Below are 21,576 nucleotides of genomic sequence, written 5' to 3'. Positions count from 1 at the left end.
TCAAGGGGAGAAGGATACTATTTTCGCCGTCTCAGCACCTTGTCCCCCAGCGCCTCGGCGTATTTCAGCGTAAACGCCAGAGCCGCCGGATTGCCCCGGCGCGGCCCGACGGAATCGGCCATCACCGCGCCGCGCTCGCCGATCGGCCGGGGCGCGCCGATGGTGGTGTCGATGGCCGTCTGATGCTCGATCTCGGCGTTCAGCCGCGCGCCCATCAGGATCACCTGCACTGAAAACCAGGTCCACAGCAGGAAGCCCATGGCCGCCGCCAGCGGACCATAGGAGTCGGTGCGGACGAAATGGCTCAGGAACCAGCTGAACAGGAAGGAGACCAGCAGACTGAGGCTGGCCGCGAACAGGGCGCCCGGCGTCAGCCAGCGCCAGCGCGCCCGCGCCCGGCACGGCCCGTGGCGATAGATGACCGCCAGCGCCCCGACATAGCCCAGGAACAGCAGCGGCCAGCGCAGCGGCGCCAGATGGGCCCATTCCTGCTCGAGGCCGAGCAGCTTCAGCACGACAGGGACGCCCACCACCAGGGCCGCGCTGATCAGCACCGCCGCCATCGCCGTGACGGTGAAGCCCATGCACAGCAGGTTGTAGGTGATGATGTTGCGTCGCTCGACCTCGTGATAGGCGAGATTCAGGCCGTAGAAGAGGGTCTTCACCCCGCCGTTGGCCGCCAGCAGCGACAGGGCCAGGGTCCAGACCAGGGTGAAGGTCAGTTGGCCGGTGGAATCGCCGGCCAGCCGCGACATCTCGGCGCCGAGGAACTGGGCCACGTTGGACGGCAGCACCGCATAGAGGAAGCTCAGGCGCCCCCAGGCGTCGGCGGGATCGGCGAACAGGCCATAAATGGTGACGAAGGCGGCCAGCGTCGGGAACAGGGCCAGCAGCATGAAGAAGGTCACGCCCCCGGCGACGAAGCCGACCCGGTCGCCGAAATAGCCCATGCCCGTGCGCCAGATGATGTCGATCCAGCCCTTGCGCGGGATATGGGCCGGGTGCTGGGCCAGTCGTCCGCGCCCAGGCTCCTTGGCGTCATAGTCTTCGGGCGTCGGCTCGCGCGGCGGCAGGGGCTCGGGCCGCTTGGGGCGCAGTTCGAGACCGAAGCGGTGCCCTTGAGTGTAGAGCAGATGCGCCGCCGTGGCGCCGGCCGCCAGCCCGCCCGCCGCCGCGCCCAGAAAACGCCAGACGGCGCCGCCTTTGGCGGGCGTCCGCCCCGCCGGTTTCAGAAGGTTCCGCATCCCCATCCGTCCCTCAACGGCCACGCTCGCTCTGCGTTCCGTCTTGAAATCGCCCGCAGCAAGCGCCAATCAGCGGTCATGTCCGATAACGTCCCCGCCGCCCCGACCCTGCTCACCGCCTGGAAGGGCGCGCAAGCCCGTCTGAAAGCCGCCGGCATCGACAGCCCGTCGATCGACGCCCGCCTGCTGCTGGAGGCCGCGACCGGCGCGGGCCGCGTCGATATCCTGACCGATCCCTACCGAGTCATCGACGCCGACAAGGCTGCGGCCCTGGACGCCATGGTCGAGCGCCGCCTGAAGCGCGAACCCGTGTCTCGCATCCTGGGCAAGAAGGGCTTCTGGAAGATCATGCTGAACGTCACGCCCGACGTGCTCAGCCCGCGCCCCGACACCGAGACCCTGCTGGACGTCATCGTCCGCGCCTTTGCCCCGCAGCGCGCCTTCGACTTCATCGATCTGGGCACCGGCTCGGGCGCCATCCTGCTGGCCACTTTGGTCGAGCGTCCCAACGCGCGTGGCGTGGGCGCCGACATCTCGACCGAGGCCATCGCCGTGGCGCGCGAGAACGCCGCAAACCTGGACCTGGACGGTCGTTGCACCTTCATCCGCACTGAATGGGCGACCGGCTTCGCCGACGACAGCTTCGACCTGGTGGTGTCCAACCCGCCCTATATCCCGACGGCGGACATCGCCGGTCTGGACCCGGAGGTGCGCGAGCACGATCCGCATCTGGCGCTGGACGGCGGCCCGGACGGGCTGCAACCCTATCGCGACCTGGCCCCCGAGATCGCCCGCATCCTGCGCCCCGAAGGCGTTTTCGCCGTCGAGATCGGCTGGGACCAGGGCGCGCAGGTCAAGGCCCTGTTCGAGGCGGCCGGTTTCACCGGGGTCAAGGTGGTCAAGGACCTGGGCGACCGCGACCGTGTCGTCACCAACGGGCCGGACCCGCGCGTCGATCCCATCCCGGAAGCGTGACCGGAAGGCGGATGCAGCCGCGCAACAAAAGCCTTGGAAACCGCGTCATCGCGCGCTAAGTCGTTTCTTGTCTCCCACTCATACGCATCCTTTTCGGGCAGGTTTGCTCGCTCAAGCGCGTCGGGGCCAGTGACGGTCGGGCCTAGTTGGTCTGGCGGACCACAGGGCGGCAAACGGTTTTCCGAGCACATCGATACGGGGATTGGCCCCGACCGAACGGAACGACGAACTGGGTCCTGCCCGTCCTCACCCGACGGCGGCCCGCACCAGCACGGTAAGCTCCGATGAGAGATTTCAAGGGCATGAAGCGTCAGCGCGGACGCAACCGGAAGCCCGGTAGCGGCGGCGGCAACAACGCCAACGCCACCAATCCGAACCGGTCGTGGGATTCGCAGGGCCCTGAGAACATCAAGGTCCGCGGCAACGCCCAGACGGTCTATGAGCGCTATATGCAGCTGGCGCGCGACGCCTCGGCCGCCGGCGACCGGGTGCTGGCCGAGAACTACACCCAGCACGCCGAACACTATTTCCGCGTCCTGCGCGCCCTGCAGCCGCAGCGTCCGGTTTCGGAGATCGCCCAGCGCGAACTGGCCGGCCAGGGCTTCGACATCGACTTCGAGGACGAGTCGGGCGCTCAGGCCGCCGCCATCATCGCCGCCGCTCAGGCCGAACAGCAGAAGATCGACGATGAGGCCCGCCGTCAGGCCGAGCGCGCCGAACGCGAGCAGAACCGCGACCGCGACTACAACAACCGCGACAACAATCGGGATCGCGACAACAACCGCGACCGGGATCGGGAACCGCGCGAACCCCGCGCCGAGCGCGAACCGCGTGAGCCTCGCGCTGACGACCGCGAACCGCGCGCTGAAGGCGAGACCCGCGAGGGCGGCCGTCGCGAAACCCGCCGCGAGCGCTGGGAGCGTCGCCGCGAGGAACGCAACCGTCGCTTCGAGGCCGGCGAGGCCACGCCCGAGGACGAAGCCCGCGCCCTGGCCGAGGCTGAATATGTTCCCGAAGCCGGTTCGGACGACGCCGCCGCCAGCCCGGCGCCGGTCGAGGCCGAAGAACACGACGCTCGTCCCGCCCGCGCGCCGCGCCGTCCGCGCGCCGAGCGCAGCGTGCCCGCCGAGGCCGACGCCAACGTCAGCGACGGCATGGGCCTGCCCGGCTTCCTGACGCGTCCGTCCGCCCCGTCGGCGGACGAAGCGGCGTCGGATGAGGCGCCCGCGCCCAAGCGTCGCGCTCCGCGTCGCAAGGTGGAACCCGCCGCCGACGAAGGTTGATCGGGGGCTTCGCCGACGCGCGACGCCTGCGGCGCGCGCCGCCTGACCCCGTCAGGGGAAGGGGCGGTCTTCGCCCGGGGTTGACGCGGCGCGCCGGGAGGGCTTCCTAGCAAGGGGGGCTTTTCGACCCTGTGCGAGGGAAAGCCCATGTCACGTTCGTCGGCCTGCAATTCGCGTTTTATGGCGGCGGCTTCCCGCATCCTGATTCCGAGCGCGCCCATTCTGAGCGTGTTGGCGACCGCCCTGCTGACGGCGTGCGCGACCACGCCGCCGCCCCCTCCGCCTCCGCCGCCTTCGACCGTCGCCGGCGCGCCCGGCGGCGCGGTGCTCAGCGACTGGCGCCGTGTCATCACCGCCGTCGACCGTGATCGCTATCAGCGCCGCGACGCCGCCTGGACCCTGGCCCTGCAGCAGGCGAAGCGCCAACCGGGATCGGGCGACCTGGCTTCGTTGGGCGACCTGATCGACCCCGGCGCGGCGCGTTCCTCGGTCACGCCGCCGGTAGGAAACTATCGCTGCCGCACCGTCAAGCTGGGATCACAGGGCGGCGAGGGCGGGCTCGGCTATGTCGTCTACGGCTGGTTCGCCTGCCGCATCGAACAGACGCCTGCGGGCCTGAAATTCTCCAAACTGACCGGATCGCAACGGCCCGCCGGCCTGCTGTTCCCCGAGAACGACCGCCAGATGGTGTTTCTCGGCTCGATGTCGCTGGCCTCCGAACCCGCTGCCCGCTCGTATGGCCAGCGCTCCGACCGCGACATGGTGGCCGTGGTCGAGCGGATCGGCGAGCGTCGCTGGCGGCTGGCGGTTCCCTGGCCGGCGACCGAGTCCAACCTCGACCTGATCGAACTAGTCCCGGCCTCGCGCTGACCCAGGCTTGACCGGGTGCCCTTGACCGGCGGCGTGGGCGGCGTCCACCCTGACGGCTGTTCATTCAGGGGAGGCGCATATGCGCAGCGTGGGTTTCACTATCAGTTCGGTCATCGCCATCGGCGTTCTGATCGCCGTCGTCCTGGTCGGCCTCCCGACCTACAACGTCTATTCCAAGCAGATGGCGGGCAAGGCGGCCTTCGAAGAAGCAGTGCAGAACCGCCGCATCCGCGTGCTGGAGGCCCAGGCCGCGCTGGATTCCGCCAAGCTGACCGCCCAGGCCGAGATCGAACGCGCCAAGGGCACCAACGAGGCCAACCGCATCATGGCCCAGTCGCTGGGCGGTCCCGAAAACTACCTGCGCTGGTCCTATATCAACATGCTGCAGGAAACCGCCGGCAAGGGCGACCGCCAGGTCATCTACCTGCCGACCGAGGCCGGGATGCCGATCCTGGAAGCCGGTCGGGGCCAGGCGGCGCGCTAATCCAAGCCCTTCTCCCCTTGTGGGAGAAGGTGGCCCGTCAGGGCCGGATGAGGGGTCTTGCGAGTGAGGATGAAGGAGAGCTGGATAAGCTGCCAGAAACCCCTCATCCGTCTCGCTTCGCGAGCCACCTTCTCCCACAAGGGGAGAAGGAATTAAGCGAGCTTTCAGACCCGCGTCAGCCGCAGGTCCTGATAGTCGTAGGAGAAGTCGATGTCGGGCGAGACGCCCTTGAGCGTGGCGGTCGCAGGCTTGGCGGTCAGGATGCTGAAGGTGACGAAGGCGTCCTCTTCCCGTTTGTCGGGGAAGCGGGTGCGGAAGGTCTCGCCGTCATAGGGCTCCAGCCAGCCCTTCAGCGCGGGGGTGTGGGTGAAGGCCAGCCACAGGCCGGTCTTCCGGTTGCGGCCGCGCCCTTCGGTCTTCTGCTCGATGACGATGTCGCCGTACCAGGGATCGCGCCAGGTGCCGGCATAGGCATCCAGCGGCATGGAGGGCGCAGCCCCCGCCGCCTGCTTGGCGTCGATCGCGACGGCGGCCTTCAGCGACTTCTCGGTCCCTTCGGCTTCGCGCTTCTTGGAATCGGCGATCCAGTCGACGTCGACCTTGCCCATGACGATGTCCGACAGGCCCGAGCGCAGGGCGCGCAGCAGGAAGCTCTCCTCGGCGTTGGTGAAGACGCTGAACCCCGCCTTGCGGCCGGGGATGAGGACCGTGGCCGAGATGCCGCCCGGCGAGCCGCCGCCGTGGGTGATCAGCCGCTCGCCGCGATAGTCCTGAACCTGCAGCCCCATGGCGTAGGTCGAGGCCACGGCCCGGTTGGGCAATTCCGCCGTCGGCCCGCCCGAGGAAGAGACGATGATGTTCGGCTTGTACATCTCGCGCGCCGCGGCCTCGGAATAGAGGCGCGTGCCGTCCGTCAGCTTGCCGTCGTTCAGGCGCACGGCGATCCATTTGGCCCAGTCCGTGGCGCTGGCGCAGATGCCGCCGGCCGCCGCCGCCGAATCCCAGTTCCACACCTCGACGATGGAGTGGGCGATCTGGGTCATCGGCCCCTTGCCGCGCAGGGGCGGTCCGACGCGGGCGTGGGGCAGGGCGGACTTCTTCGGGTCGGCCAGACGCGCCAGCGGCACGCTCTCGCTCATGCCCACGCGGTCGAAGATGCGGGTCTGGACGAAGTCTTCCCAGGCGAGGCCCGAGACCTTTTCGATCACGGCGCCGGCCACCACGAACATCAGGTTGCAGTAGTGGTAGTCGGCGCGGAAGCCGTCCTCGATCGGCACGAAGGCGGCCTGGGCCAGCACCTCGGCGCGGGTCCGGTCGCTGTTGGGCCAGAACAGCAGGTCCCCGGCGCCCAAGCCGAAGCCGGCGCGGTGGCTCAGCGTGTCGCGGACCGTGATGCGCGCGCCGATCACCGGGTCGGACAGGGTGAAGCCCGGCAGATAGGTCTTGATCGGCGCGTCCCACTTCACCTTGCCCTCGTCGACCAGAATGGCCAGGCAGGCGGCGGTGACGTTCTTGGAGTTGGAGGCGATGGCGAACAGGGTGTGTTCGTCCGCCGGCTCGGCCTTGCCCTGACGGCGCACGCCATAGCCCTTGGTCAGCACCGGCTTGCCGTCGCGCACCAGGGCCAGGGAGACGGCGGGCTGCTCCGGCCAGGACGCCATGCAGCGCTGCACCCAGGCGTCAGCGGCGGCGGCGATCTCCTCGTCGCTGCGCGTATCGGAACTGGTCTGGGCCCAGCCGGTCGTGGGCAGGGCGACGCCCGAGGCGGCGACGGCGGACGAAAACAGCGCCGCGCGGCGCGACAGGCGGATGGACATGGGCACGCTCCGGAAAACAGAACGGCGACGCTAGCGCCGCCCGCCTCCCGGGCCAAGGCGGCGGCGCGCGCCGCCCTGTAAATTCCGGACGTATGACGAAGATGTAACTGTGGCCGGCCGCGACGGACTGTTAGGCGCAGGCCCGCTCGGGAGGCGATGAGGCCCTCCGCTTGGGGAGGGCAGGCCATGCTGAAATCCACACTCGTTCCGCTGATGGGCTCGGTGCTGGCGCTGCCGGGGGCGAGCACGCTGGCGCAGACGCCGCCGTCGGCCCCGCCGGCGGCCAGCCAGGATCAGCGCCCGGCCCCGGCGCCTGAACAGGACCAGACCGCCAAGATCGGGGATGTGGTCGTCACGGCGCGCGCCAACGCCGTGCGCACCTCGATCGACGCCGTCAGCTACAGCCTGGCCAATGATCTGCAGGCGGCCACGGGAACCCTGGCCGAGGCCCTGCGCAACGTCCCGTCGGTAGATGTCGACCCCAACGGCAACGTCAGCCTGCGCGGCGATCCGGGCGTGACCATCCTGGTCGACGGCCGCCCATCGGCCCTGCTGTCGGGCGAAAGCCGCGCCCAGGCGGTGCAGAGCCTGCCCGCGGCCGCTTACAGCCGCATCGAGGTCATGACCAATCCATCGGCGGCCTACAGCCCCGAAGGCTCGGGCGGGGTGATCAACCTGATCACCAAGCCGGTTCAGGCGCAGCCGGGCGCGACCACGACCGCGACCACGACCGGCTCGGTCCAGGCCAATGTCGGGGACAGCGGGCGCTACAGCCTGGGCGTCAACCTCGCCCGCACGCGCGACCGTCTCACCCTGACCGCCGACGCCGGCCTGCGCCATGATCCCTTCGACCAGACGGTGGATCGTCTTCGCGCGCGCTTGGACGCCCCGTCCCGTCGTTTCCTGGAGGCGCGCCAGACCCAGGCCATCGAGGGGGCCGCCGACCACGCCTATCTGCGTCTGGGCGCCGAATACCGCGTCGACGCCAAGACCCAGTTGACCGGCGAGCTGCGCTACACCGACATCGACGTCGATACCGACGCGCTGAACCTCTATGAGGCCGACGCCCCGTCCGGCGGCCTGAGTTCGGCCTGGCGGCGCCGGACCAGCGGCGGCTATTCCGGCGAGTTCGTCGGCGCGACGGGCCGCGTGCTGCGCCGCTTCAACGATCAGGGCCACGAATGGTCGAACGAGCTGCGCCTGGACCGCGTGCGGGCCGGCTTCGCCAACGACGCCTTCACCGAGACGCTCGCGCCGGTCCTTCCGCCCGCCTTTGAGACGGTCGAGCTGATCAACAACGTCGACCAGTTGGGCCTGACCAGCGCCTATACGCGTCCGATGGCGGACGGCGGAAAGCTGCGCGCCGGCTATGACCTGCGGCTGGTGTCGCTGGAACTCGACAACCGGGTGCGCCGTGGCCCCTCGCCCTCGACGCTGGTTCAGGATTCCCGGGTTTCCAACGACTTCCACGTCGACGAGGCGGTCCACGCCCTCTACGCCACCTGGGAGCGTCCGTTCGGGGCCAAGCTGTCGGCCCAGGCCGGCCTACGGCTGGAGCAGGTGGAGCGGGACCTGGATCAGACGACTTCGGGCATGAAGCGCTCGACCAGCGACTTCAACGCCTATCCGACGATGCACGTCTCCTACGCCCTGTCCGACGGCCAGTCGGTGCGCGCCAGCTATGGCCGGCGGGTGCAACGGCCGCGTCCCTCGGAGTTGAATCCCTTCCTGACCTATCAGGACCCGCTCAATTACAGTTCGGGCAACCCGGACCTGAAGCAGCAGGAGACGGACAGCTTCGAGCTGATGTGGCAGCGTCGGGTCCAGCAGACCTTCTATCAGGCCACCCTCTATTATCGGGACACCTCCAGGGCCTTCACCCCGGTGACGACCGATCTGGGCGGCGGCGTCCTGCTGACCCGGCCCGAGAACCTGGGCGCCCGCACCGATCTGGGGCTGGAGCTGGTCGCCAACGGGCGGCTGCATCCGACCCTGCGCTACAACGCCAGCGTCAACCTGTTCCGCCAGGAGATCGACGCCTCGAACATTCCGGGCGGAACCAACCGGTCAAGCGACGTGGCCAGCGGCCGTCTGAGCCTGAACTGGCAGCCGACCAGCGCCGACTTCATCCAGGTGTCGACCGTCTGGACCGGCGAGCAGCTTCTGGCCCAGGGCACGCGGGATTCGACCACCCTGGTCAACCTGGGCTATCGCCGCAAGCTGACCGAGAGCCTGTCGCTGCAGGCCACCGTGCGCGATGTCTTCGACAACTTCCGCGACGTGGTCACGCTGGACACGCCGGAGTTCCGCGACCGGACCGAGCGCTGGATGGGCGGCCGCACCGGGCTGATCGGCCTGACCTGGACCTTCGGCAGGCGGCAGCGTCCCCAGGACCCGAGCTTCGATTTCTCGGCTCCGCAGACCGGGGGCTGACGGCGGGCGCGAGCGCACGCCTCAGGTCCGCGTCTCCCAGGCCGTCCAGGCGGCGATGGCGACCAGCCCCAGGGCCATGGCGGCGCGCAGGGTTGGTCCTTGGGCGCGCGTCAGTAGGGCGCCTCCGGCGCGCGCTGCCGTGAGGACGATGGTCGAGTGGACGGCGATGCTGACCAGGACATGCAACGTCCCCAGCGTCAGCGCCTGAACCAGGGTGGAGCCGTGCTCGGGTCGGATGAAACCCGGCAGCAGGACGATGTAGAGCAGGGCCGCCTTGGGGTTCAGCAGATTGGCGATCAGCCCGCGCTGGAACAGGGCGCGTCGCCGCGTCCCGGCCGGCATCGCGGCGGCGCCGTCCCCGGTGCTGCGCCAGGCGTCCCAGGCCAGCCACAGCAGAAAGCCTACCCCCGCCCAGCGGATCGCCTGATAGAGCCCTGGCCACAGCAGCACTACCTCGGTCAGACCGAAGGCGGCAGCGGTCATCCACAGCGTCAGGCCGAGTGTGATCCCCGCCACGGCCGTCAATCCCGCCGTCCGTCCCTGCGACAGAGAGAGGATCGCCAGCCAGCCCATGTTCGGCCCCGGCGTCAGCTCCATCAGCGCCACGGCGGCCAGAAACGGCAGGACGACGGTCGGATCGACCGGCCCGTTTGTCAGAAACCCCATGTTCGCCTCCCGCTGACAGCCTTAGGCCCGGGAGGCCGCCCGCTTCAATCTCGGCGTGCTTGCACACGCGCCCGCCGCTGTATCGCGGCGGGCGTTCGGGGAAACGGAAAGAGACGCGCTAGAGCGTGCAGCGCGCCCTATGGCCGTGACGGGGCATGAACATGTCCGTGCGCGGATTGTAGGATTTGTAACGATGCTGGCAGGCGCGGACGTGGCGATACCAGTCGTCATGACGGGTGAAATGCGCGGGCGGGGGGGGCGGACGGTGACCCCAGCTGCTTTCCCAACGGCCGTAATTCATCTCGCCGCCGTGCATGCCGCCGCGCATGCCGCCGGGTTCCGCCTGATAGGGGCGCGGACCTGTCTCCATATGGCCGGGCATGGCCTGGGGGCGGGCGGTCGAAGGCGCCGGCGCCGGGCGCTGTTGCGGCGTCATGGTCTGGCCGGGCTGCATGGCGTGGCCAGGGGCCGGGGCCGGGGCGGGGCGCGGCGGAGGCTGCTGCGCCAGCGAGGGCGCCGCCACGATGATCAGCAGTCCGGCGGCGGCGGCGAAAACACTTCTCATGTCAGTTCTCCATTGTGCCCCGGTCACGGCAACGGACTGGGGCGAGGATGGATCGACCCTCCCCCAAAATATTCGCGCGGCCGTCCCGCCCGAGGCGGGCGCGGCCTTGCGTGGCTGATCCGCCACACCCACCTCGTTTGACACAACTCAAGGCGCCGCTTCGCAGAAGGGCGCGTTGATGTATTTCCGCCTTCCGAGGGGACTGCACACGATGAATCTCGACCTCTATTCCGACCGCGCCAAACAGGCCGTCCAATCCGCCCAGTCGCTGGCGCTCGCCCGGCGGCACCAGCAGTTCGCGCCCGAGCACCTGCTGAAGGTGCTGCTGGAGGAGCGCGATGGTCTGGCCCGCAAGCTGATCGACCAGGCGGGCGGCGATCCGTCCGCCGTCGAACTGGTGACCGAGGGCCTGTTGAAGAAGCGGCCCCAGGTCGAGGGCGGCTCGGGCCAGCTCTATCTGGACGGCGACACGGCGCGCGTCTTCAGCGCCGCCGAGGAGGCCTCGAAAAAGGGCGGCGACGCCTTCGTCACGACCGAGCGCCTGCTGGCCGCCATCGCCAAGGAGGGCGGGGCCGCCGCCGAGGCGCTGAAGTCCGCCGGCGTCACGCCCAAGAAGCTGGATGAAGCCGTCGCCGAGATGCGCAAGGGCAAGACCGCCGACAGCGCCGGCGCCGAGGACAGCTACGACGCCCTGAAACGCTACGCCCGCGACCTGACCGAGGCTGCGCGCGACGGCAAGGTCGACCCGGTCATCGGCCGCGACGAGGAAATCCGCCGCACCATCCAGGTCCTGGCCCGCCGCACCAAGAACAACCCCGTCCTGATCGGCGAACCCGGCGTCGGCAAGACCGCCATCGTCGAAGGACTCGCGTTGAGGATCGTCAACGGCGACGTGCCGGAAAGCCTGAAGGACAAGAAGGTCCTGTCGCTCGACATGGGCAGCCTGATCGCGGGGGCCAAATACCGCGGCGAGTTCGAGGAGCGGCTGAAGGCCGTGCTGAACGAGGTGGCTGCGGCCGAGGGCGGCATCGTCCTGTTCATCGACGAGATGCATACCCTGGTCGGCGCCGGCAAGGGCGACGGGGCCATGGACGCTTCCAACCTCTTGAAGCCCGCCCTGGCGCGCGGCGAATTGCACTGCGTCGGCGCCACCACGCTGGATGAATACCGCAAGCACGTCGAGAAGGACGCGGCCCTGGCCCGTCGCTTCCAGCCGGTCTTCGTCGCCGAACCCACCGTCGAGGACACGGTGTCGATCCTGCGCGGCCTCAAGGAGAAGTATGAGGTCCACCACGGGGTGCGGATCAGCGACAGCGCCATCGTCGCCGCCGCCACCCTGTCGAACCGCTACATCACCGACCGCTTCCTGCCCGACAAGGCCATCGACCTGATCGACGAGGCCGCGTCGCGCGTCCGCATGGCCGTGGATTCCAAGCCCGAGGCGCTGGACGAAATCGACCGCCGTCTGGTCCAGCTGAAGATCGAGCGCGAGGCCCTGAAGAAGGAAAGCGACAGCGCCTCGCAGCAGCGTCTGGAGAAGATCGAGGACGAGATCATCGACCTCGAAGGCCAGTCGGACGACATGACCGCCCGCTGGAAGTCGGAGAAGGACAAGGTCGGGCAGGGGGCGCAACTGCGCGAGACCCTGGACCGCCTGCGCGCCGAACTGGCCGCCGCCCAGCGCGCCGGCGACCTCGGCCGCGCCTCAGAGATCGCCTACGGCCAGATCCCGCAACTGGAACGCCAGCTGGCCGAGGCCGCCGAGAAACCAGGCCAAGAAAGCAAAAATGAAGGCCCCCTGACGCCCGAGGTCGTCGACGCCGAGCAGATCGCCGCCGTCGTCAGCCGCTGGACCGGCGTCCCCGTCGACAAGATGCTGGAAGGCGAGCGCGAGAAGCTGCTCAAGATGGAGGACGAACTGGGCCGCCGCGTCGTCGGTCAGGACGAGGCGCTGGAAGCCGTGTCCGACGCCGTGCGCCGCGCCCGCGCCGGGCTCAACGACCCCAACAAGCCGCTGGGCAGCTTCCTTTTCCTCGGCCCGACGGGCGTGGGCAAGACCGAGCTGACCAAGGCGCTCGCCGGCTATCTGTTCGACGACGACAACGCCATCACCCGCATCGACATGTCCGAATACATGGAGAAGCACAGCGTCAGCCGCTTGATCGGCGCCCCTCCCGGCTATGTCGGCTATGACGAGGGCGGCGCCCTGACCGAGGCCGTGCGTCGTCGCCCCTATCAGGTCATCCTGTTCGACGAGGTCGAAAAGGCCCACCCCGACGTCTTCAACGTCCTGCTTCAGGTGCTGGACGACGGTCGCCTGACCGATGGTCAGGGCCGCACCATCGACTTCAAGAACACCCTGATCATCATGACCTCCAACCTGGGCAGCCAGTATCTGGCCGACCAGCCCGAGGGCGAGGATGTCGAGGCCGTCCGTCCCCTGGTCATGGAACAGGTCCGCGCCCACTTCCGGCCCGAGTTCCTGAACCGCATCGACGAGATCATCCTGTTCCACCGCCTCGGCCGCGAACAGATGGGCGGCATCGTCCGCATCCAGCTGGCCCGTCTGGAGAAGCTGATGGCCGACCGCCGCCTGACGCTCGCCCTCGACGACAGCGCCCTCAACTGGCTCGCCGACAAGGGCTACGACCCCGTCTACGGCGCCCGTCCCCTGAAGCGCGTCATCCAGAAGACCCTGGTCGACCCCATGGCCAAGAAACTCCTCGCTGGCGAGATCGAGGACGGGTCGGTCGTGGCCGTGTCAGCGGGCGCGGACGGGCTGGAGATCGGGAAGGCGCGGGTGCATTAGCGGATTAGGCCGCGAACGTCGTTCGCGGCCTTCCGGAGCATTTCCTATTAGGATGTGTGGCAGGCGTTGCTGCAGTAGTAGCAACCGTTAGACTTCCAATAGGTTTTGGCTTGCCGTACCGCTGGGACGCAGGAAGTGTATTCACCTAGGTAGGTGCGATTATGCTCCGCTGGCCCATGCGTACAGGTGTACGTGTGTACCTCGTGATCCCCATTTGGTTGGGCGTTCTGGTTAACGTAGTAACGCATGGCTTTCTCCAAGCGGCTCAGCCGCAGTTGTTGAGAGGGGCGGGCGGTCGCCCTGGACCGCCCGCCGTTAGTCACCGCCCGCCCGGCCTCTGCGGGCGCGTCGGGCGATCAGGTGAGATCGGCCGTTGCGGTCGTTGCGGATAAGAAGGCCATGCCGTTGGCAAGGGGCGTTCCGGAAAAGTCGGGCCCTGAGGGAAGGTCGCCATCACGAGCTCCAGTCAGCGGTTGCTGTCTGGGGTTCGGTGGGTCGGCTTCCAAGTCGATCCCGGCGTAGTCGTCGGCGGTAGCCGATGATTGTCTGGCACCGTCGTGAAGTTGGGCCGGGCTCCGCCACGCGGGCCGATTTCCTGGAAGATGCCGCCGTTGCGGCCTGAGCTTGATCCGGGCTTGTGAGTGGTCATCGTTTTCTCCTTGAATCACATGGATTCACAGGTTCGTGGACGACGCTGTGGATAAGCGGGCTTGCGTGCTAAGCACGGCTCGCGCACTGATTCGATCAGCGTCTCTGAGGCGCGATGGAGAGGGGCTCCGGGTACTTGGCCTGAGAACTACGTTCCCCGTGTTCCTCTCCGCTCTCTCTCGCAGACGCCTACCGCTGGCTGCGCTGAGAGGCAGTTTTCCAAATATCTGGGTCGAAGTCCTCCATCGAGAATCGTCGCCTATTGCGACGTGTTAACCGTATTTATTGGTTGGCACTCGCGTCTAGGAGTGACAGCCGCTTATCCACAATATGTGGCGTGTCCGTCCACATCTGGTGTTTGCGATATGATCGACACACATCATGTTTGGTCAGTTTGCGCCAAATTGGGAGTCAAAAAGAACGAAAGGGGCACGATTCATCGCTCAGGCGAATTTCTGTCCTGAGGTGTTTCATTGCCAAAGCCGGGCGTCGCAGCTGCTGCTCCCCTTTCGTCATCCTCCGGCAAGCCGCATCGGCGGCGCAGACCGGGGGACCCAGCGGCGCGCGGGAGCGCGAACCGAAGGTCGGCGCGTAGCAGCCACCCTGTCGAGGGCTCGCGGGTTGAGCGGTTTCGCCTTCGGCGCCGCTGGGTCCCCCGGTCTCCGCTTCGCTTCGCCGGAGGATGACGAAAGAGGGGGAGCGGGTTAGCGTCGCTGTATGGGGACCCATCGCACCTTCATCGCGACCTACATCATGGCGAGCGGGCGGAACGGGACGCTCTACACCGGCTCGACCGCCAACCTCGAAAGCCGCGTGTGGAAGCACCGGACGCGGGCTTTTCCCGGCTTCACCGACGAGAACGACTGCACCCGTCTGGTCTGGTTCGAGTCGTACGTCCTGATGACCGAGGCGATCCGGCGCGAGCGGCGGATCAAGAAGTGGCTGCGCGACTGGAAGCTGGCCCTGATCGAACGGGTCAACCCGGACTGGCGCGACCTCGCGGCCGACTGGTTCCCTCCCAACTGGACGCCGCCGCCAGACGCGGACTGAGCGTCCTCACCCCAACACCGGCATCACCTCAACCCCGTCGCAGACGAAGATGGACATATGCGGGTGGCCCTCGAACAGGCGGGCCGCCGCCTCGTGGCTGTCGGCGCGCACCACCATGAAGACGGTCAGCAGGTTGACCATGTCCGTCACTTCGCCGTCGTCGCTGATGCGCTTGGTCGGGCCCAGCGGGCCGCCCTGCCAGACGATGGAGTCGCGGTGCGCCTCTTCCCAGGCGGCGACGGCGGCCACGCCGACGCGGGCCGTCTCGGCCTGCTCGGCCTCCGTCATCGCATACCAGGCCCGCCAGCGCGGGCCGGTCTTGTCGCTGGTGAAGACGGCCAGGTAATGGGTCTCGACGCTCATTGAAGCCTCCCGTTTTCGGAAGCCTCGCCCCTTTGTCCGCCTCGGGCAAGATGCGCGATACGGCCGGACGCGACGATCGACTGGCTTTCCTTCTTAGCGGCTCTTGGTGCAAACTCCCGCCATGACCGAGAACCCCTCCGCCCTGATCGACGCCCGCATCGCTTCGCTGGCTGACTGGCGCGGCGAGACCCTGGCCCGCGTCCGCGCCCTGATCCATCAAGCCTTGCCGGACGTGGTCGAGACCTGGAAATGGCGCGGCGTGCCGGTCTGGGAGCGCGGCGGCATCCTGTGCACCGGCGAGACCTACAAGACCGCCGTCAAGCTGACCTTCGCCAAGGGCGCGTCGCTGGACGATCCGGCGGGCCTGTTCAACGCCAGTCTGGAGGGCAACACGCGCCGCGCCATCGACCTGCACGAAGGCGAGGCCATCAACGAAGCGGCCTTCAAGGCGCTGATCCGCGCGGCGGCGGGGGCGAACGCGGCGAAGAAGGCGCGCTGACTCTGTCCTTCTCCCCTTGCGGGAGAAGGTGGCAGCCGAAGGCTGACGGATGAGGGGTTGCGCGACGTTTCACTCGTCGCCCCTTATCAGCGTGGCGAGACCCCTCATCCGGCCCTGACGGGCCACCTTCTCCCGCAAGGGGAGAAGGAAGACGCGGCGCTCAAGCAGCGAGCGACGGCGTCGCGAGCGATAGCGCCCTTAAATGTGTATGGCGTGCCCAAGCGCCCGCAAGGACGCCTCGTGGAAGGCCTCGCCCAGGGTCGGGTGGACGTGGATCACGCCCGCGACGTCTTCCAGCACCGCGCCCATTTCCAGCATCTGGGCGAAGCTGTTGGACATCTCCGAGACGTGCTGGCCGACGGCCTGGATGCCCAGGATGCGGTGGTCCGACTTCGAGGCGAGGACGCGGACGAAGCCGCCGTCCTCGCCGGCCTCGATGGCCAGGGCGCGGCCGATGGCGGCGAAGGGGAAGACGGACTGGATCACGTCATCGCGGCCCTCGACGTCCTGCGGACCCAGGCCCGCCGAGACGATCTCCGGCTCGGTGAAGCAGACGGCGGCGATGGTGACGGGGTCGAACACGCGGTCATGCCCTCCCTTCCCAGAAAGATGGGCGATGATTTCCGCCACGACCTCGCCCTGGGCCGAGCCCTTGTGCGCCAGCATGGGTTCGCCGGTCAGGTCGCCGACGGCCCAGACGTTCCGCATGCTGGTGGCGCAGCGCTTGTCGATCTTGACGAAGGCGCCGTCCATGGCCACGCCCATGGTCTCCAGACCCCAGCCCTTAGTGCGCGGCCGACGGCCGACGGTGACCAGCACCTTGTCGGCGTCCAGCTGCATCGGATTGCCGTCGCGGTCGGTGACGTTCAGCTTGCCGTCTCCAAAGCCCCCGGCGCGGGCGCCCAGGAACAGCTCGACGCCGTGCTTCTCAAGCCACTTCTGCACCGGGTCGGTCAGGGCCTTGTCGTAGAGCGGCAGCAGGCGGTCGGCCATCTCGACGATGGCCACCTCGGCGCCCAGCTTGCGGAAGGCGATGCCCAGCTCCAGGCCGATATAGCCGCCGCCGACGACGACCAGCTTCTTCGGCACCTCGGGCAGGCTCAGGGCCTCGGTCGAGGAGATGACGTCGCCGCCGAACGGCAGGAAGGGCAGCTCGACCGGCTCCGACCCCGTGGCCAGGATGACGTGTTCGGCGGTGATGAGGATGGGGCCGTCAGCGGTCTCGACGCGGCAGGTCTTGGCGTCCGAGAACTCGGCCCAGCCCTTGATGACCTTGACCCTGGCCTTCTTCAGCAGGGCGCCGACGCCGGCGTTCAGCTTCTTGACGATGCCGTCCTTCCATTCGACCGTCTTGGACAGGTCGATGGCCGGGCTTGATGCGGTAATGCCCAGCGTGCCGTCGCCGGCGGCTTTCAGCACCGTCTCATACTTGCCCGCCGCGTGGATGATGGCCTTGGACGGAATGCAGCCGACGTTCAGGCAGGTGCCTCCCAATCCTCCCCCACCATGGCCGTCGCCGCCGTCCACCAGCACGGTGTCCAGGCCGAGTTGGCCGCAACGGATGCCCGCGACATAGCCGCCGGTGCCGGCGCCGATGATCAGGACTTTGGTCTTGAGGGTCTGCATCACACGATCCGCTCATCCCGGCGGACGCCGGGATCCAGTGCTTTGGCCCAAAAGCGCGGGCCGATTGATGGGCCGCTTGCCCGGTTCAAGAACTGGGCCCCGGCGTCCGCCGGGGGGAGCGGAAGGGAAGGGCTGCTTCCCCCTAGTTCATCCACAAGGTCGCCGGGTGCTCCAGCAGGCCCTTGATCCGCTGCACGAAGACCGCAGCATCATGCCCGTCGACGATACGGTGATCGAAGCTGGAACTGAGGTTCATCATCTTGCGCACGACCATCTGGCCGTCCTTGACCACCACGCGTTCGGCGATCTTGTTCGGCCCGACGATGGCGACCTCGGGGTGGTTGATGATGGGCGTGTGGACCACGCCGCCCAGCGTTCCCAGCGAGGTGATGGTGATGGTCGAGCCGGACAGTTCCTCGCGCTTGGCGCTGCCGTCCTTGGCCGCGCCCGAGACGCGGGCGATTTCCAGGGCGGTGGCGTAGGGGTCCAGCGCCTCGGCGTGGCGGACGACCGGCACCATCAGGCCGTTCGGCGTCTGGGCGGCGATGCCCAGGTGGACCGGGGCGTGCTGGGTCAGGACGCCGGCCTCGTCGTCGTACGTCGCGTTGATGCTGGGCTGGTCGCGCAGGGCCACGACGATGGCGCGGGCGATGAAGGGCAGGACGTTCAGCTTGGGCTGGTCCTTGGCCTTGGTCGCGTTCAGGTGGGCCCGCAGCTCCTCCACCGCCGTCATGTCGATTTCCTCGACATAGGTGATGTGCGGGATGCGACGCACGCTCTCGGCCATCTTCTCCGCGATCTTGCGGCGCAGGCCGATGATCTTGACCTCAGTGGCGCCCTCGGCGCGGGCGTAGGTCGAGGAGGCCGCTCCAACGGTGGCGGCGGGCAGGGAGCCCCCGCGCGCGACGAAGGCGTCCAGATCTTCATGCTGGATGCGGCCGGCGGGACCCGAGCCCGGCACGAAGGCCAGGTCGATGCCCAGGTCGCGGGCGCGGTTGCGCACGGCGGGCGAGGCCAGGGCGCGCTCGCCCGGCTGGCGGCCGGTCATGGCGGGGACGGGCTTGGCCTCGGCCTTGGGCGCAGGTGCAGCAGCCTTGGCCATCGGAGCAGGCGCGGCCTTCTCGGCCGTGGCGACGGGCGCGGCGGCAGCCGGAGCAGCGGCGACATTCCCCTTGCCCTCGACCTTGAAGCTGACCAGAGGCCCGCCGACGGGCAGTTGTTGTCCAGCCTCGCCATGCAGGGCCATGACCGTGCCGGTGACAGGCGAGGTCAGTTCGACGGTGGCCTTGTCGGTCATGATCTCGGCGACGATCTGGTCTTCCTCGACCGCGTCGCCGACCTTGACGTGCCAGCCGACCAACTCGGCCTCGGCCGTGCCTTCGCCCACGTCCGGCAGCTTGAACACATAATTAGCCGAGCCCTCCCCCTCGAGGGGGGAGGGTTGGGTGGGGGTGGATGCAGGCGGGTTCGTGGTGGGCGCGGGCGGCGCCACCGGCGCCTTGTCGGCCATGGCGGCGAGTTCACCCTCACCCCCGGCCCCTCTCCCCTCGAGGGAGAGGGGGGCAGAATCGGCATTGCCCGCGCCCTCGACCTCGAACTCGACCAGGGGGCCGCGCACCGGGACCATCTGGCCCGGCTCGCCGTGGATGACCAGAACCTTGCCGCTGACCGGGGCGGTGATCTCCACCGTGGCCTTGTCGGTCATGATGTCGGCGACGATCTGGTCTTCCTCGACCATGTCGCCGACCGCGACGTGCCAGGCGACCAGTTCGGCCTCGGCGGTGCCTTCGCCCACGTCGGGCAGCTTGAAGACGAAACGACCCATCTTAACGGCCTCCCGACATGACGGCTTTCAGGGCGTCGGCCACGCGCTGCGGGCCGGGGAAGTATTCCCACTCGAAGGCGTGCGGGTAGGGGGTGTCCCAGCCGGTCACGCGCGCGATGGGGGCTTCCAGATGATAGAAGCAGCGCTCCTGAACGAGCGCGCTCAGCTCGCCGCCGAAGCCCGAAGTCTTGGGCGCCTCATGCACGATGACGCAGCGGCCGGTCTTCTTGACGCTGGCTTCGATGGTCTCGATGTCCAGCGGCACCAGGGTGCGCAGATCGATGACCTCGGCGTCCACGCCGGCGTGCTCGGCGCCGGCCAGGGCCACCCAGACCATGGTGCCATAGGCCAGGATGGTGACGTCGTTACCCTCGCGCATGACGCGCGCCTTGCCGAGGGGCAGGGCGTATTTCTCGGTCGGGACCTGGGCCAGCGCCTGGGTCTTCCACGGCGAGACGGGCTTCTCGTGCCAGCCGTCGAAGGGGCCGTTGTAGAGGCGCTTGGGCTCGAAGAAGATGACCGGATCGTCGTCCTCGATGGCGGCGGTCAGCAGGCCCTTGGCGTCATAGGGGTTGCTCGGAATGACGACCTTCAGCCCGGCGATGTGGGTGAACAGGGCTTCCGGCGACTGGCTGTGCGTCTGGCCGCCGAAGATGCCGCCGCCGTAGGGGCTGCGGATCGTGATCGGCGAGGTGAACTGACCGCCCGAGCGGTAGCGCATCTTGGCCGCTTCCGAGACGATCTGGTCGTAGGCCGGATAGATATAGTCGGCGAACTGGATCTCGACGACCGGGCGCAGGCCATAGGCGCCCATGCCGATGGCGGCGGCGACGATGCCGCATTCGCTGATCGGAGCGTCGAAGCTGCGGGTCAGGCCGTGCTTCTGCTGCAGCTGGTCGGTGACGCGGAAGACGCCGCCGAAATAGCCCGTGTCCTCGCCGAACGACAGGACGTTGGGGTCCTCGCTCATCTTGACGTCGATGGCCGAGTTCAGGGCCTGGATCATGTTCATCGGCACGACGCCGTTGGCCGGGGCCTCCGACTTCGGCGCGTGGTTCTGATCGACCATGTCGGGCTCGATGCCGTCGTTGCGGTCGGCGTCGGTGAAGGTTTGCTGGGTCATGGTCAGACTCCGACCTCGCGGCGCTGTTCGACCAGGCGCCAGTCTTCGGTGGCGAAGACTTCCTCGAACATGGTCTTCACGCTGGGACGCGACTGGCCGAGCGTGCCGATGGCCTCGGATTCCTTGCCGGCGGCGCGGACCTGGTCGACGGCGTCCTTCTCGGCGGCTTCCTGCTGTTCGTCCGACCATTCGCCGATCGCGATCAGGTGCTGTTTCAGGCGGGCGATCGGGTCGCCCAGAGGCCACTTCTCGGCCTCGTCGCCGGGGCGATAGCGGCTGGGGTCGTCCGAGGTCGAGTGCGGGGCGCCGCGATAGGTGAACAGCTCGATCACCGTCGCGCCCTGGTTGGTGCGCGCGCGCTCCTCGGCCCACTGGGTCGCGGCCCAGACGGCCAGGAAGTCGTTGCCGTCGACACGCAGCGCAGGCAGGCCGTAGCCGATGGCCTTGGCGGCGAAGGTGGTCTCAAGCCCGCCGGCGATGCCCATGAAGGACGAGATGGCCCACTGGTTGTTGACGACGTTCAGGATGACCGGGGCGCGATAGACGGCGGCGAAGGTCAGGGCGTTGTGGAAGTCGCCTTCCGCCGTGGCGCCGTCGCCGATCCAGCTGATGGCGATCTTGTCGTCGCCCTTGTAGGCGCTGGCCATGGCCCAGCCGACGGCCTGCGGCACCTGCGTGCCCAGGTTGCCGCTGATCGTGAAGAAGCCGTAGTCCTTGGCCGAATACATGATCGGCAGCTGGCGGCCTTTGATCGGGTCTTCGGCGTTGGAATAGATCTGGTTCATCATGCTCGCCAGCGGATAGCCGCGCGCGATCAGAAGGCCCTGCTGGCGATAGGTGGGGAAGCCCATGTCCTCGCGGCTCAGGATCATGCCCTGGGCGACCGCGATGGCCTCTTCGCCGGTGCACTTCATATAGAAGCTGGTCTTGCCCTGACGGTGGGCGCGGTGCATCCGCTCGTCGAAGGCGCGCGTCAGGATCATGGCCTTGAGGCCGCGACGCAGGATCTCGGGATCCAGTTTTGGATCCCACGGGCCGACGGCCCGGCCCTCGTCGTCCAGCACCCGCACCAGACGGAAGGCGTGGTCGCGCATCTCATAAGGGGCGGTCGACACCTCGGGCCGGCTCACGGCGCCGGCGGGATCGAACTGCAAGTGGCTGAAATCAGGCGCATCGCCCGGCCGGCCCGAGGGCTCCGGCACGCGCAGCGACAGGGTGGGTGTATTCTTCATCATGCATCCCGTCCGGTTGATCCGTCCGCGTTTCCTCTATGAAGAGGGCATAGCATGGCGCGTC

Annotated in this window: 17 protein-coding genes; 8 read left to right on the top strand and 9 right to left on the bottom strand. The window is 68.2% G+C overall.

Annotated elements, in window-relative coordinates:
- Positions 1 to 17: 17 nt before the first annotated feature.
- On the bottom strand, positions 18 to 1,244 hold the full coding sequence (locus AB4Y68_RS06525) for a YihY/virulence factor BrkB family protein (protein WP_441454695.1): 1,227 nt from the start codon (positions 1,242 to 1,244) through the stop codon (positions 18 to 20).
- A gap of 78 nt (positions 1,245 to 1,322) precedes the next feature.
- Here AB4Y68_RS06525 and prmC point away from each other — a divergent pair, with 78 nt between their 5' ends.
- The 4 genes from prmC (at position 1,323) to AB4Y68_RS06505 (ending at position 4,856) form a co-directional block, all read left to right on the top strand.
- A complete protein-coding gene (prmC, locus tag AB4Y68_RS06520; RefSeq protein WP_441454694.1) occupies positions 1,323 to 2,219 on the top strand; it encodes a peptide chain release factor N(5)-glutamine methyltransferase in 897 nt (298 codons plus the stop codon).
- A 284-nt stretch (positions 2,220 to 2,503) separates the two neighbouring features.
- Complete coding sequence (locus tag AB4Y68_RS06515; protein WP_441454693.1) at positions 2,504 to 3,502, top strand: DUF4167 domain-containing protein; 999 nt, start codon at positions 2,504 to 2,506, stop codon at positions 3,500 to 3,502.
- A gap of 147 nt (positions 3,503 to 3,649) precedes the next feature.
- Positions 3,650 to 4,372 carry a DUF4893 domain-containing protein gene (locus AB4Y68_RS06510; RefSeq protein ID WP_441454692.1) on the top strand — a complete coding sequence of 241 codons (723 nt, stop codon included), beginning with the start codon at positions 3,650 to 3,652 and terminating at the stop codon, positions 4,370 to 4,372.
- 79 nt (positions 4,373 to 4,451) lie between these two features.
- Positions 4,452 to 4,856, top strand: coding sequence for a hypothetical protein (locus AB4Y68_RS06505; protein ID WP_441454691.1), 405 nt, complete (start codon positions 4,452 to 4,454; stop codon positions 4,854 to 4,856).
- Between the two features lie 164 nt (positions 4,857 to 5,020).
- Here the strand turns inward: AB4Y68_RS06505 and AB4Y68_RS06500 are convergent, their stop codons facing one another.
- Positions 5,021 to 6,673, bottom strand: coding sequence for a serine hydrolase (locus AB4Y68_RS06500; RefSeq protein WP_441454690.1), 1,653 nt, complete (start codon positions 6,671 to 6,673; stop codon positions 5,021 to 5,023).
- Positions 6,674 to 6,859: 186 nt separating this feature from the next.
- On the opposite strand from AB4Y68_RS06500, the gene AB4Y68_RS06495 reads away from it, so the two are divergent.
- Entirely contained in the window at positions 6,860 to 9,106 is a 2,247-nt protein-coding gene (locus AB4Y68_RS06495) for a TonB-dependent receptor domain-containing protein (RefSeq protein ID WP_441454689.1), read from the top strand.
- Positions 9,107 to 9,127: 21 nt separating this feature from the next.
- Here AB4Y68_RS06495 and AB4Y68_RS06490 read toward each other — a convergent pair whose 3' ends face one another.
- Both AB4Y68_RS06490 and AB4Y68_RS06485 read right to left on the bottom strand, forming a co-directional pair.
- The gene (locus AB4Y68_RS06490) at positions 9,128 to 9,772 is read right to left on the bottom strand and encodes a LysE family translocator (protein WP_441454688.1); all 645 of its coding nucleotides are present in this window, start codon (positions 9,770 to 9,772) and stop codon (positions 9,128 to 9,130) included.
- Between the two features lie 118 nt (positions 9,773 to 9,890).
- A complete protein-coding gene (locus AB4Y68_RS06485) occupies positions 9,891 to 10,337 on the bottom strand; it encodes a BA14K family protein (RefSeq protein ID WP_441454687.1) in 447 nt (148 codons plus the stop codon).
- A 211-nt stretch (positions 10,338 to 10,548) separates the two neighbouring features.
- Here AB4Y68_RS06485 and clpB point away from each other — a divergent pair, with 211 nt between their 5' ends.
- Together clpB and AB4Y68_RS06475 are read left to right on the top strand one after the other, a co-directional pair.
- A complete protein-coding gene (gene clpB, locus AB4Y68_RS06480; RefSeq protein WP_441454760.1) occupies positions 10,549 to 13,146 on the top strand; it encodes an ATP-dependent chaperone ClpB in 2,598 nt (865 codons plus the stop codon).
- A 1,365-nt stretch (positions 13,147 to 14,511) separates the two neighbouring features.
- Entirely contained in the window at positions 14,512 to 14,844 is a 333-nt protein-coding gene (locus AB4Y68_RS06475; protein WP_441454686.1) for a GIY-YIG nuclease family protein, read from the top strand.
- A 6-nt stretch (positions 14,845 to 14,850) separates the two neighbouring features.
- On the opposite strand, the gene AB4Y68_RS06470 is transcribed toward AB4Y68_RS06475, so the two are convergent.
- Positions 14,851 to 15,207 (bottom strand): hypothetical protein, encoded by a 357-nt coding sequence (locus AB4Y68_RS06470; RefSeq protein WP_441454685.1) that lies wholly within the window; start codon positions 15,205 to 15,207, stop codon positions 14,851 to 14,853.
- A 121-nt stretch (positions 15,208 to 15,328) separates the two neighbouring features.
- Here AB4Y68_RS06470 and AB4Y68_RS06465 point away from each other — a divergent pair, with 121 nt between their 5' ends.
- Positions 15,329 to 15,706 carry a DUF1801 domain-containing protein gene (locus AB4Y68_RS06465; RefSeq protein WP_441454684.1) on the top strand — a complete coding sequence of 126 codons (378 nt, stop codon included), beginning with the start codon at positions 15,329 to 15,331 and terminating at the stop codon, positions 15,704 to 15,706.
- A 198-nt stretch (positions 15,707 to 15,904) separates the two neighbouring features.
- Here AB4Y68_RS06465 and lpdA read toward each other — a convergent pair whose 3' ends face one another.
- The 4 genes from lpdA to AB4Y68_RS06445 form a co-directional block, all read right to left on the bottom strand.
- Positions 15,905 to 17,332 (bottom strand): dihydrolipoyl dehydrogenase, encoded by a 1,428-nt coding sequence (gene lpdA, locus AB4Y68_RS06460; protein WP_441454683.1) that lies wholly within the window; start codon positions 17,330 to 17,332, stop codon positions 15,905 to 15,907.
- 142 nt (positions 17,333 to 17,474) lie between these two features.
- Positions 17,475 to 19,157: a 2-oxo acid dehydrogenase subunit E2 gene (locus AB4Y68_RS06455; RefSeq protein ID WP_441454682.1), complete on the bottom strand. Its 1,683-nt coding sequence runs from the start codon at positions 19,155 to 19,157 to the stop codon at positions 17,475 to 17,477.
- A 1-nt stretch (position 19,158) separates the two neighbouring features.
- The gene (locus AB4Y68_RS06450; RefSeq protein WP_441454681.1) at positions 19,159 to 20,280 is read right to left on the bottom strand and encodes an alpha-ketoacid dehydrogenase subunit beta; all 1,122 of its coding nucleotides are present in this window, start codon (positions 20,278 to 20,280) and stop codon (positions 19,159 to 19,161) included.
- A 2-nt stretch (positions 20,281 to 20,282) separates the two neighbouring features.
- Positions 20,283 to 21,512, bottom strand: coding sequence for a 3-methyl-2-oxobutanoate dehydrogenase (2-methylpropanoyl-transferring) subunit alpha (locus tag AB4Y68_RS06445; protein ID WP_441454680.1), 1,230 nt, complete (start codon positions 21,510 to 21,512; stop codon positions 20,283 to 20,285).
- Between the last annotated feature and the right edge of the window lie 64 nt (positions 21,513 to 21,576).

The sequence above is a fragment of the Brevundimonas sp. 2YAF1 genome, from assembly GCF_052114745.1.
Lineage (GTDB): Bacteria > Pseudomonadota > Alphaproteobacteria > Caulobacterales > Caulobacteraceae > Brevundimonas.
This window is presented reverse-complemented; position numbering and strand designations above follow the sequence as displayed.